At 43.2% G+C, this 15,086-nt stretch carries 3 protein-coding genes; 2 read left to right on the top strand and 1 reads right to left on the bottom strand.

The window, feature by feature from the left end; genetic code table 11:
- Window positions 1-108: 108 nt before the first annotated feature.
- Complete coding sequence (locus HZB59_13480; protein MBI5022441.1) at window positions 109-3,867, top strand: choice-of-anchor D domain-containing protein; 3,759 nt, start codon at window positions 109-111, stop codon at window positions 3,865-3,867.
- 448 nt (window positions 3,868-4,315) lie between these two features.
- Complete coding sequence (locus HZB59_13475) at window positions 4,316-13,600, top strand: right-handed parallel beta-helix repeat-containing protein (GenBank protein ID MBI5022440.1); 9,285 nt, start codon at window positions 4,316-4,318, stop codon at window positions 13,598-13,600.
- Window positions 13,601-13,716: 116 nt separating this feature from the next.
- Here the strand turns inward: HZB59_13475 and HZB59_13470 are convergent, their stop codons facing one another.
- Entirely contained in the window at window positions 13,717-14,889 is a 1,173-nt protein-coding gene (locus HZB59_13470) for a response regulator (GenBank protein MBI5022439.1), read from the bottom strand.
- Between the last annotated feature and the right edge of the window lie 197 nt (window positions 14,890-15,086).

The following is a 15,086-nucleotide window of genomic DNA, read 5'->3' as shown; positions in this document are numbered from 1 at the left end:
ACTGATAAAAATAATAAAAACATGGAATCAATCAGGAGGGTGGAGCATGGGCTACCCTCCTTTGAATTTAAAATCTTAAATAATTATCAAAAAATATTGGAGTTCACAATGAGACACATCACCATCATTTCGTTTGTTCTTCTGTGCATAAATGTATCACTGAGTTTTGCACAATCAACAACGGTGATACAGCAACAGACTACCACACCATTGGAAAAACTGCTTAATCCCGACGGCACGATAAATACCAAGTCAGGATTTTCAGGCACTCTTGACCCAGAAGGTTACCACATGGTGATCGATCCAAAAGGTACACCTCAGTTTATCCAAACGACAGAATCTGCGGCCGTAGTACCAGCCGACTCATCGTGGGATGATAAGTTTGTGTATTCGGGTACTGAATGGTTGCCGGTGAGAGCAATCGCGGTGAGTGGAACTGATGTGTATATCGGCGGTGATTTTAACTACATTCATAATATACAAGCAAAGCGAATCGCTAAATGGAATGGAAGTAGCTGGTCTGCTTTGGGATTAGGATTACGAGGGGGTGCTGGAAACTGGGGAATGGTAAATGCAATTGCAGTGAATGGAAGCGACCTCTACGTTGTTGGCGGATTCGATACGGCTGGAACAGTTCTAGTCAAAAACGTTGCGAAGTGGAATGGCACAAACTGGACTGCATTAGGGTCAGGAATTCCATCTGCCGCTCCAACTGCTATTGCGACCAACGGAGTTGATGTGTATGTCGGAGGTCCATTTACCAGCGCCGGTGGAGTAAGCGCAAATAACATTGCAAAATGGAATGGAAGTTCGTGGAGCGCACTGGGAACAGGAATTAGTGGTGGATGGTATGGAACTACAACGATAAATATCATTGCTGTGAGTGGTAGTAATATGTACGTTGGTGGAGTCTTTGGTACCTGCGGCGGGGTTGCAACAAAAAACATTGCGAGATGGGATGGTAGTAATTGGTTTGCCCTCGGATCCGATACCATTCGTGCTGCCTATGGTGGTTATTCCTTTGTAAAAGCAATTGCGTTGAGTGGAACCGATGTATATGTCGGAGGACAGTTTGATTCGATTGGCACGCTAATTACAACAAACATCGCCAAGTGGGATGGAAGTACGTGGTCTGCACTAGGAACCGGAGCGAACAGTTCCATAACTGCCATTGCAGTGAATGGAACAGATGTGTACGCCGGTGGGAATTTCAACAATGTTGGCGGTGTAAGTGCAAATCAGCTCGCACGATGGGATGGAGCCAATTGGTACGCGATGGGAACAGGATTGAATTCTTATGGAAACATTTATGCACTTGTGGCATCCGGTAGCGATATTTTTATTGGCGGCGATTTCTCCAAGGTGGGGGGTGAATTAACAAAATGTGTGGCAAAATGGAATGGCAGCCATTGGTCGAGCATCCCGAGTGGTCTTTGGCTTGGCCTGAATGGGAGCGTGCAGTCGCTGGCCGGGAAAGACAATGATCTGTATTTCGGCGGGCTTTTTAACAACATGACTTGTATAAATTCCATTGGCAAATTTAACCGTACTTCTGTAACCGATGTTTCGTGCGGTCATTCCGGCGGCCCGATAAAGGCAATCGCAATTGTCGGTGAGACAGTATACGTTGGTGGGACCAATATGTATATGGGTGGAAATTACGGTTTCCTAAGATGGGATAGCTATAATGGCTGGGGTTATTATTCTGACTCCAGGCTTATGGATGGAACGGTCAATGCAATTGCAGTTATCGGGAATGATATCTACGCGGGAGGAAGATTCGGTTGGCCAAATCCGGTCAATAACATTGCCAGGTGGAACGGCACATCGTGGTCAGCACTTGGAAGCGGCATTAGCAAAGTTGGAGGATATGAGCAAGTGTATTCTTTGGCTGTGATAGGATCGGATCTCTACGTTGCCGGTAATTTTGATCATGCGGGAGGTATTGCCGTCAATGGATTTGCAAAATGGACCGGAACTACATGGTCTGCCGTAGGAAGTCCAAGCGGACCAACCGATGGTTACATAAGTGTACTCGCTGCGGCTGGCAACACGCTCTATGTCGGCGGATGGTTTACCTCCATCGGCGGTGTAAGTGCAAATCAAATTGCAAAGTGGAATGGAACAACATGGTCTGCTCTTGGAACGGGTCTGAGTAGAGGTAGTAATGAATCACCTAAGGCAATTGTATTCAGCGGAACTGACGTCTATGTAGGTGGCAAATTTACTACCGCAGGTGGAGTAAGTGCAAAAAACATTGCAAAATGGGATGGAAGTGCGTGGTCTGCACTCGGGAGTGGTGTAGAGGGAGACGTGTATGCCCTCTGTGTTATTGGACCCGACCTTTATGTGGGAGGTGATTTCTTGACAGCGGGCGGAAAAACTTCTCTCTATTGGGGTCGGTGGAAGATTCCTCAGGGATATTTTGCGTCGTCAGCAACGACAGTACAGTTTGACAGTGTTGCCGTAAATGGGATGAAAACAGACTCGATAACCGTGGATAACAATGGACATGCGTCGTTGATTATTGGCTCCGCGATATCAAATAACCTTGAGTTCGGTGTGTTTCCTCCAAGCGGGACAATACCAGCATCGAGTAATCAGAAATTTTATATAACATTTAGTCCGGTATCGGGTGGTCTAAAAAATGGTGCAATTATTTTCTCTCATAACGGTTTCAGCTCTCACGATACGGTGAAAATATCTGGTAAGGGATACATATTAAAATCACCTCAATTTTTAGCCAATCCTGCGAATATATTCTTTGGGACTGTTTCACCTGGATCGACGAAACAAGACAGTGCATTCATTAAAAACACCGGTGATTCGGTGCTTACCATCAGCTCTGCGTTATCGACCGACCCTGAGTTTACAGTAAATCCAACGAGCGCAACTATTACTCCGGGTGATAGTATGAAATTTTATTTTAGATTTTCTCCAATAAGTCTCTTGTATAATTTTCGGATCGATACCGTTATCTATTATCACAATGGTGTTGGATTATCAAGCAGGATTATTTGTACAGCTGACAATCGGTTTACTAGCGTTGTAGAAAATGGTTGGAACATGTCATCTGTTCCAGTACATGCCTCAGATTATTTGAAGTCATCAATATATCCTACTGCAGTCTCACCGGCATTCACATATCAGGGTTCATATATCATGAACGATACACTTCAATCAGGTATCGGTTATTGGGTAAAGTTTGATTCACCCCAGACAGTAGCGTATGCTGGAACACCGATTACTAATGACACCATTGAAGTAATAGACAAATGGAATATAATCGGTTCTATAAGTACACCGGTTGCGGTATCAAACATTACATCTGAACCTGGTGGAATAGTCACGTCACAATTTTTTTCATATACAGGAACATACCTATCATCAGATAATATAATGCCGGGAAAGGCATACTGGGTAAAGACAAATCAAGCGGGCAAATTGATTCTCTCAAATTCAGGTTCTGCTTTGCATGCAAATAAGATACAAATAATACACACAGACGAATTACCACCGCCTGCGCCGGGTGAGAGTGAATCATCAACGTTGTTAAAAATGCCTGAATCGTTTGGTCTTCAACAAAATTATCCTAATCCGTTCAACCCAACAACGATGATTCAATTCACGTTGCCCGAAGATGCTATTGTAACGTTGAGGGTTTACAATATGCTCGGTCAGGAAGTGGCGACATTGTTGAACCAAGAGATGATGGAAGCAGGAACACAGGATTTGGATTTCGACGCAAGCAATTTTCCGTCAGGAGTGTACTTTTACCGCCTGATTGCAAACGGTGTGGGCGATGAAGATGAGGAAATTCTTGGCCGAATGTACACGAGTGTCCGGAAAATGATACTGGTGAAATAATCATTCATCAGCATAGATGGCATAATAATTTATTTTGTCTGAAAATGAATCAATAGCATAGGGAAGGGTCAGCCCCGTCAGAATGACTGGCGGGGCTATTAATAATTGATTAACTGAGAAATTCATGTGTGATTGATGCGATGGAATCACGACTTTATTGATAAAAACGTCTGATATTCTTTAAATTCGAAGATAATTAGAGGTATAAATTTATTATGATCTTGGTTAGCGTTTTACCTGTTTTAGTTTGACATTCCCGAACCGTTTTCGTATATTTTCGGGAGTTGCTATTACGCAATTCAATTCCAACTTGATGCCTGAACGGGGGAAGCCACACATCTAATTGAATTATCAAAAAAGTTGATAAAGAAAAAGTTCTCTATAAATATTATTTTTTTCACCAGTAATTAGTTTTCTATTTTAAATTAAATTTGGAAGGGGTAACCTTATGAAAACATTTTTACGATGCTTTTCTTCTCTCCTCGCAATTACATTCTTTATTGCTGTTATTGCAACGGGACAAGAACCATGGAGTAATCCTATCGTTAAAGCTAACCGTTCGGAAATATTCCAGTTAAATAAAAACGCGGAATCTCTTTCTCTCCAACAAAAAGAAAAAGGCGCGAGTCTCAACGCTAATATCAAAGATGAATCTTTTAAAAACAATGAAGACATTAAAGGGGGTGCTCTCAATCATCCACTCGTGTCTCCACACTCCGCTAATTCCGAAAAACAAATTTTCACTCCGGATAAAACCAACTCGGCTGCGGCCTTAAATGGTTTAACGGTAATTGGCGATCCGGCAAATATAAACTCCGCTCTCGTTGCCGGCGCAAATTATGTTAAACATGCTCAGTCGGATGTGACTGAAGATAACGCAGGAAACGGAAATCCTGACACAGACAATAACGACGGTGGATGGGATTGGATGTTGACTCTGCCTAATGTTACACATTCAGCTTCCGCGAGTCCGAAAAATTTATACGGTGCAACCGGATTAGGATTGTATTATGGATACATTCGCACTAATGATGCATCACTGAAAACCGCGATGCAGGATGCCGCAGACAAGATGATTGCCGATGCATCTGTGAGGGATGCTTCTGCTTTAAAATTTCTAATGCTTTATAATGATCTTCCCGGGGTTGCTGGTACAGCATATAAAGATGCGGCAAAGTCGAAATACGATGCAAGGATTGCTGCTAATGGCGGAACAGCTACTTTGTTTGCACAGTATATTCGTGATCAGCGTGGAATTACACAGGGGTATCATAATGGTATCATTGGATGGGATTTGGGTGCATGGGCAGTTGCGGCTCAAATGCTTTACGATCGGTTCGGAGGAATTTACCACACCGATGCTGGTGATATAGCAGATGTAGCATATAATGCATCGTTTGTAACTAACGCAAACTATTTTGATTTAGTCCGATGTGCGGGTTGGGATCCGACGTGGGCAACTGTTGATTATTGGTGGTACAACCTTGGTGTGTCTGGTTTAATAGATGCGTTTCATGCTTCCGGAACTCATACCTCGGATGTTCCAGGGCTTGTAACGAAGCTTCAAAATAGTCAGGCATCTTTCGGTGGCTTCTGCGGAAGTTATGGTGTGCATACTAATGATGACGATTGGCAAACTACTGCTTACGCGGTCATGACGCTTGCCGCTCTCAACCCTTCAACTTATGAAACCGAAATCAATCATGGTGCATATTATCTCGCAGCCACCCAAAACGCGAATGGCGGTTGGGTGTACAGCGATAACACTCATTATCCTGAGATTGGTGGTGAATGCACTTCCGCATTGTACTTCGGGAGTAACGCTTCTACCGTATGGGTGGATGATGATTATACTCCGTCATCATGCGGAGGTCACTTGTGGGGTTTCGATGCCTTCAGTACGATTCAAAATGGAATCGATGGTGTTGCTTCAGGTGGAACGGTAAATGTTTATCCGGGATTTTATATTGAAACTGCGAGTAACCGTTCACCGGTTTCAGTTCCCGGTACATATACTTTTGGCTTATATATCGGGCAAGACAAAAACGGAATCACAGTCCAAGGTGTTAATGCTTCGGGGAATATTATAACCGATTATCATGACATTGTTGCGTCAGTCCAAACTGAAGCGACTAATAATTTTGGTCCGGATGGAATCTTTATGGAAGGTGACGATGTCACCATTACAGGATTAAGCATCTGGCAGGATACGCTGCTTGGTACCAATAAAACTATTTCTGTTGTAGGTGATAATTTTACTTTTAAGTATTGCCATCTTACCGATGTCAGTTCTGTCAATCCCTGGGGTTCATTATATATAGATGATGAAATGTATGATGAAGGTTCTAACATTTCCCATATTCAGCGCTACACGATTGAAGGAAATTGGTTCGATCATTGCAGTATCGATCCCAATAACGGTGCAGGTTATACAGGACCGGTTAGCGGACGAGTTATTAAAAATAATTTGATCGATCTTGGCTCATATGCCGGTGCATCCATAAGTTTTACCGGTTCCGGAACGCCCGTCCCATGGTTTGTTCATGGTGTTGGCGGTGCGGTAATAACCGGGAATACTTTTCTTCATAATTCTCAACACATCCGCGCGCGAGGAGATTATGACAACGCACAATTCGATTGGTCATCATATTGGAATAATAATAGTTTCGATAATGCGGTTGTCGTTGGCTCTTCACCTCCCTCCGATATACGTGAATATTCATACACAGGCGGGTATGGAGTTATAAACCATTGTCGCAGAATCGGTGGGAATATTCAATCAGAAATCAACCACGCTCTGACTAACGATATTGTAAAAGTTGGCGCAGGCACCTACAATGAACACGACATAACGATTAACCTACCGCTAACAGTAATTGGTAATCCCGGTGATGCGCAACCTGGACCGGGTGTTAATGCACCTATCATAGATGGACAAAATCTTTGGTCGGATGCCTTCCTGCTCGCTGACGGTGTATCCAATGTTACCATTCAGGGTTTTGAGATTCGTAACTATGCGTGGGACGGAAGTGGAAATGGTAACGGCGTAGGTAACGCAGTTCAGGCATGGGTAGCCAGCACAAGCTATATCACTGTGAGTGATAACTACATGCATCATCTTTCTTGGAACGGCGTTCTGGTCGGGAACGATGGCGCCATTGGAGATCATACCTATTGGACTATTGCGCGCAATGTTCTCACCGACTTCGGTCCAACCACATTCACTAATTCCGGTTACGGTCTGGAATTAACCAACACTTCGTACGGAGTTATTGAGGATAATATTATAGATGGCGGTAGTCGCTATCCGGGTATCGGTATTCTTGTTACTATGCGTCGTTTGGCGGGGCAGGATATTGTTATTCAACGAAATAGTATCCGCGGACAATTTGATAATGCAGGAATTTACGTTGGTGGATTTGGTTATGAAGTACCGAATAACAATCTGAATAATGTCCAAATTCGAAATAATGATGTGGAAATTTACGGGCCAACTATTCGTGCACTCAATCTCCGTGATTATGCTACCGGAACACTCACGAATGTTACTGTGTTTGATAATAAACTTATCAAAACAGGTGGATATGGTGTAGCGAACAACACTGCTCAGATGGTGAACGCATCAAGCAATTGGTGGGGTAGCTCAGATCCAACTACTGTAGCAGGAAGGATAAATGCAAATGTCGATTACACCCCATGGCTGAATATCGGTACCGATACCCAGCTCGGCACTTTAGGTTTTCAGGGTGACTTCTCAAATCTTTGGGTTGATGATGGTAGTCCACAAATTGGATCAACTGGGCGGATACAAGAAGGTATCGATATGGTAACCGGAAGCACGGTGAACCTCGCGGCTGGCACCTACACTGAAAATGTTAATGTTAATAAGAAAGTAACTCTTCAAGGCGCAGGGAGTGGAAGCGATCCTGCCTCCAACACGATCATTACAAATAGTTTGAATGGGAGAGTTGTTCTCCTTACTGCATCAGGGACTTCGATGGTCTCACCTGTCTTATTGCAGAATTTCCGAATTGTGCCTGTTGGAATCAATGGGTTGGAAGTGACGAATGCAACCACTGTATCATACGTCAAACTGGAGAATGTCTTTGTGGTTGGTCCGTTGCCCCGGACGATTGAGAATGAAAATGGTTTCAAAATCGCGACTGATGGAAGTCTGATGCATATGACCATGAATAACTGCTCATTCCAGTACTGCGACTATGGCTGGTACTTCGCGAAGCATGGAGATTGGGGACCAGGAGGGAGTAATGTTGTAGACATGACAGTCACGAATACAACGTTCCTTAACAATGATTACAAAGGAATCTATGTTGAGAAGCTTTCCGATGCCACCTTTACGAACGTAGTCATTTCTAATAATGGATCCAGTTCCTTCTGGAATGATACGTGGAACGGCGGCGTGGATATAAATTTAAAAGGAGAAGAATTATATCAGAATCTCGTCTTCAACAATCTGACCGTCACAAACAACGGCTTGAGTTTCAAAGAAGGTGCGGGAATGATGATCAAAGCGAGAGGGACAGGAGCCGATAACGGTGGAGGCGGAGCCTATGCGTTACATCCTGCAACACTCAACAACGTGACAATTAACGGTGGAACGTTTACAGGCAATGAACGTGGAATTCGGTTTGGCGAACCTGGAAAAAGCAACACAACCCCCACAAATGTTACCATTCATAATGCCACAATAACCGGTAACATAAGAACTTATTCCGGTACTGATGGGTCAACATATGGTGGTGTTGTTAACCAAACTACAGCGTTGACCGATGCAATGCGGAACTGGTGGGGTGATGCAACAGGACCTTACAATACTCCATCCAATACCTGCGGGTTAGGAGATTCTGTATCTACCAACGTTGATTTTATTCCATGGTTTACTGATGCAGGAATGACAGGCACGGCAACCGGAACCCCGAATGTTCACAATGTAACACAAGGAACATACTTCTGCACAATCCAGGGTGCCATTGACGCGCCAACAACATTAAACGGAGATCTGATTACCGTTGCAGCAGGATCATATTCTGAAATTTTAAATGTTCATAAGTCCGTTACACTGCAAGGTGCGAATGCCGATATTAATCCGAATACCGGGATACGCGGCGCTGAAACAATTATTGATGAATCGGCTATTTCAACCGGGGGATCGACCAATTTCCAACTCATCCAGATTACCAGTTCGGGTAAAGTTGTTATTAACGGATTCAAGTTTATCGATAATGATATCACTGCGACCGGGATGCGGCATCTTATATACATTCCAACATCCGCAACACATGAGATCAAGTACAACATTTTCTCACGCGCAGCAACGACATCAATATCATCGGCTGATCCACGCGCGATCACTGTCACGCCAAGCGCGATCGGAACAATAACGGTCGATCAGAATTTGTTCCTTGGAAGCTCGACTGCCGATTTATTCAACAACAAAGGATGGAGACGAGGTGTATGGTCGGATGGTGGAGGCATAGCAACCACAATTACAAATAATGTATTCCAGTATTGTCGCTCCGCGATAAATCTCGACAGTTACACTGCCGCTGCATCAGTTACGGGAAACACGTTCCAGGAGAACGGGACCGCGCTGTCGTTCGGGCTTGTCGGGGCAGGTAATTATACGATCTCGGGTAACATATTCAATAATGCTGCATCCAGCACAGTTATTAACCTTAGTGGAGGAATCGATCCTTCCGCGTTCTTCGATGCAACAGCCAACACATATGATGGTTTGATCCCTACAGCCATGACATTAGACCAGCTTTTTGCACTTGAATACAGAATGGTTCACAGAATGAATACCGGCAAGAACGGTTTTGTGTCGGTGAAAACAAACAATGTTTACGTCGTGCCGGCTCTATACGGAAAGACCGGCAGTATTCAAGGTGGCGTTGACGCGGCAAGCAATGGATGGACCGTAAATGTTGCGGCAGGTACGTACGAAGAACAAGTAGAGATAAACAAACAATTAAACCTGTCTGGTCAATCTATGGCATCAACAATTATCAAATCGCCGGTTACGTTAACGAAATTCTTTACGACTGGTAGTAATAATAATTATCCAATAGTGTATGTGCACGATGCCTCAAATGTTGCAATTTCCAATTTCACGGTTGATGGTTTCGGACGTGGAAATGCAAATTATCGGTTCATCGGCATTGGTTACAGAAATGCAGGCGGGACGGTAAGTGGATCGACAATTCAGGACATCAGGAATAATCCCATTGATGGCTCTCAACATGGTGTCGGTCTATATGCGAATGCTGACGACGGCAATGCACGGACATTGAATGTTGCCAACAATACTATCTTTGGTTTCCAGAAAAATGGAACTGTATTTACCGGAGGAAACCTTACTGTATCTGCAAATGGAAATACGATTACCGGCGCAGGCGCAGTGAGTTTCATTGCCCAAAATGGAATTCAGATTTATGGCGCAGCCGGTAGTGCATCTGGTAATCATATCGCAGGATTTTCATACACACCGGGTACATGGACATCAACAGGTATGTTGATTTATAATGCGCTCGGTTCAATTTCAGTTACAGGGAATAAAATTGATGAATGCCAAACCGGAATTTATTACATCAATGCCCAAGGAACAATTTCTCAGGATACTGTTACAAATACAGTTGCCGGTATGGGTGCAACACCATACTGGTGGGGAATTGTAGCCGATCCGGGAATCGGGAAATCGCAATTACCGGAAGTTTCCGGTTTTGATATTGAAAGTGTACCAAAGAAAGCCGCATCCATCAACTCCGTTACCGCGTTAACAACCATAGTAAATCTTAACGTAATGAATGGCGGTGGAAATGGAACCGGCATCGAAGCCGACGCGTTAGGAACCGAAACTTTGAATTTCAGTGCGAATGAAAATACGGTTTCAAATTGGGGTACCGGTTTTGTTTTCTATAAAGAAACCGGCGCAACGCTCAACGGTGTAATGCGAAGAAATTCTATCACCGGAAATATTTACGGAGTGCTCGATCAAACCGGAGTGCTTCAGGATGCACGCGAAAATTGGTGGGGATCTTCAACCGGACCCGCTGATCCTAAATTATTGCCTGCTACTCCGAATTATAATAATCCGATGGGTATCGGTGATTCGGTCTCAGCGTTCATCGATTACAATCCATGGTACCTCGATCCCGGTATGACGTTGTTATCATTATATACACTGACAGTTAACACCTCGAATGGTTCAATCGACGTAACTCCACCAACGGGACCATATAACCATGGTACTATTTTATCTCTAGTTCCCGTTCCCAACATCGGATATCACTTTGTGAATTGGAGTGGTGCAGATGTGCCGGCGGGTCATGAGAATGATAATCCACTTTTGTTAACAATGGACGCGAATAAAACTATTACAGCTAACTTTGCAATCAATACTTATACTCTGACGATAAACGCTACAAACGGAAGTGTAAACGTAACACCACCCACCGGACCGTACAATCATGGCACCATTTTATCACTTGCCCCGGTTCCTATCATTGGATATCACTTTGTAAATTGGAGTGGTGCGGATGTACCGGCTGGTCATACAACAGATAATCCACTTTTGTTAACAATGGATGCGCATAAAACCATCACGGCTAACTTTGCCATCAACACATATACATTGACGGTAAATGCGGCTCACGGTACGGTTCAAAAAATTCCGGATCAATTAACTTACGATTACGGAACACTGGTGCAATTGATACCCTCACCTGCAGTAGATTATCATTTCAACAATTGGACCGGAGATTTTCCGGCGGGACACGGTTCTGATAATCCGCTGAACGTGGTTATGGATCAGAATAGGACAATCACCGCTGTATTTTTACCAAATCCGATACCGCCAACATATATTATCAATGCGACAGCAGGAGCCGGTGGAATTATTTCTCCATCCGGGATTCTGACATTCGATGAAGGCGAAAATCAAACATTCACAGTAACACCTGATCCGCATTATCATATCGACACAGTCATTGTCGATAATGTTTCTGTAGGAGCAGTCCCAAGTTACACATTCACAAACATCGTTACCGATCATACAATACGCGCGGTGTTCGGAATCGATTTATTTAGCGTTACGGTCAATTCGGTCGGTAACGGAAGCGTAACAAAAGTTCCTGATTATTCATGGTATGGTTACGGAAGCATTGTTCAATTACAGGCAGATGCAGAATTGGGATGGAAATTTTCTCACTGGAGCGGAGATATTATTGGCGCTGCCAATCCGTACCCGCTCACTGTTGACGGAGATAAATCTATTACTGCAAACTTCATCGAAGATTCTCTCTATCAAATTTCGTACAGAAGTTTTGCTGCAGATAGTATCGCGCTTGATAAAGACAATAAGGGGAAAATAAATAAATATGTGATGAAAAAACCGGTGCGAGTGTATTTCGAGTGCACCATCCCGAATAATACCGTCAAGAAACAAATTAATTTTCATATTCATTTTGAGCCGGTTTTAATTAGTGGAAATCCGAATTATCCTTTAATTATTACTCCCACTCCATTAAGCACTTCATTCGCAAAACAGAATAGGATATTGAATGTTACATGGAGTGACAGTATCCTTCCGGGAGAAACTATAAAAATTACCGGATGGGGAGCCAAAGGAAAAGGAATGAAGGTTTCATATGCCTGGAGCATCTACGCTGGTGGTAAACATTATGACGAAAATATTAATCCGGTCAACCAGCTATTTTTAGCGATGCCGAACAGAGTGAATGCCTTATACGAAACATTTAGACAGGGCGGATATGATTTCACCGGCGGGCTGCTTGTGGGATTGAATAGAAAAAATGGAATAGACAGTTCCAAGTATTACGGCTGGCTGCAGAGTAAGAATTATAAAAATGTTTTGCAGTCGCTTGTGGCGAAAAAAGGAAGCGCATTACATAATGGCATTGCTCGTGGGTTCGATCAATTTACCAATCATCGTTATATTACCGGAGCGCAAAAATTTATTTCACCCGAGAAACATAATAACGTGTTACTTGCCGAGATGATTGCGCTGAAAGTGAACATCGCCGCGAGCGCGCTTGGAATAACTCCTCACGGTTTCGGTGAGTTGAAATATGACGATGGTACGTCTAATCCGTTAAATGGATTGATGTTAAAAGTGATCGGAGATTACGGTGACGAATTGATTATGGGTGTTTATGACGATGTTTCGCATAAAAAACTTTTTGCCGATCAATCGTTATTTAACAATCTTAGTGAAACGCTCCATCGCATCAATACAGCATTTGAAGGAGAAATGGATACGATCTCATTCGCAGATGAATTGGTCATTAAAGGAACAAAAAAACTAATCGATGTGCCGTTCTTGCGAGCAAATCCGCTTGAAATACCGGCTATTATAATTCCTCTTGATCATCCTGAGCCTGAGATACCGAGCGGTTATGCGTTGGATCAAAACTATCCGAATCCATTCAACCCGACTACTGTTATCAGCTATCAATTACCCGTCGATAGCTGGGTAACACTCAAAATCTTCAACATGATCGGACAGGAAGTGAAAACACTTATAGATCATCAACTCATCGAGTCCGGTGTGCAAGATTTCGAATTTGACGCGAACGGATTGCCATCGGGTGTCTACTTCTACCGTTTAATTGCAAACGGTTTAAGAGATGATGAAGAAGGAGTTGCGGGTGAATCGTACACGAGCGTGAAGAAGATGATATTACTGCGGTAAGATTTAACATGTTATATTGACCAAAGAAGATACCGGAGGTTTATCTTTATCAATAACAAAGCCCGACAGTTTTCACGCTCCTGCCGGGCTTTTGATTCGTGCCTATGATATCGAATTTAAACAGCCAATGCTTCTGCTGCTACCTTCGATAACTCGGCAGGTGTGAACGGTTTTGGAATGAAATTGTAAGCTCCCGCCTTAGTTGCCTCAATTGCCGTATCTATCGATGCAAATCCTGTTACCATGATAACCGGTATTTCGGGATATGATCTCGAAATAGAATCGAGCACTTCTAATCCATTTCTCTTAGGCATTTTAAGATCGAGTATTACCAAATCAAATTTATTGAGCTTCATCTTTTGCATCGCCGCATCTACATCGAATGCTTCTTCAACCGCGCAGCTTTGCTTCGAAAGAATTCTTCGCACGCTGTGACAAACTATCGGTTCATCATCGATGACTAGGACATTATGTTTCGCTGTGGCATCACGACCCCATAGCGCAACGCGGGGCATATCAGATCTGCCGAGGCAGTTTATATAATCTGCACTTGTATATTTTTCAACTTCGGAAATCGGGAACGGTATATCGGCATCTATCATCTCTATATTTTCACGGACTGTGCGGGGAGACTGCTTTGCGCGAGCTTTTTCTTTCTTTTCAATCGGACATTCGCCAGCACACTCGCGCCCGTCGAGGACAACCTTACGGCAATCGCGTTTTCCCGTTTGGCAATATGCTTTATCGGCTACCTTTTTTGCAAGGGGAACATCTGTGTGGGTCAATGCTTCAACATATTCCGGTGAAGTAGCTTTTGTAACTTCGGCTTCGTTGAAGGGCATGTCAACGTCGATATTTTCTTTTGAGATTTCTTCAATCGTCGGTTTAACCGATTGCCGGGCCACTGTTTCTATTTTTTCTTTTCTGGATATTAATGCCTTCTCGGTAACATTAGTCAGTTCATCGGGAGTGAAAGGTTTCGGCAGATAACTGTGAGCGCCTAATTTTGTTGCCTTCACGGCAGATTCTATCGATGAGTAACCCGTGATCATTATGACTTCTAATTCAGGATAGTGATCGCGAACTATCTGAAGAAGTTCCATGCCGTTGGTTTTCGGCATCATCAAATCCGTGATCACCAGATCGAAAGGTGAATCGTTCATTTTTTTGACCGCGGTATCAACGTCGAGCGCGTTATCTACAGTATATCCTTTGCGCGAAAGAATTTTCTTTATGCTCTGGCATACCACTTCTTCGTCATCGACAACTAATATTTTACTTGTAATCATTTTATTTTTCCTTTGAATGTTCAGATGAAGTTATTTTCGATTTCTTCTCAAACAAGTACAAGGAATGTGCCATCAATTAATAAAAAATAAAATTAGAACTGTAACTCCTTATCTGCTAATGAAATAGAAAAACGATAGGTCTGTTTTTATATTTGAATCAGTGAAGACTAATTCAAAGATAAAATTGATGAAACTCC

The organism is Ignavibacteriales bacterium, assembly GCA_016214905.1.
Taxonomy (GTDB): Bacteria; Bacteroidota; Ignavibacteria; order UBA10030; family SZUA-254; genus PNNN01.
This window is presented reverse-complemented; position numbering and strand designations above follow the sequence as displayed.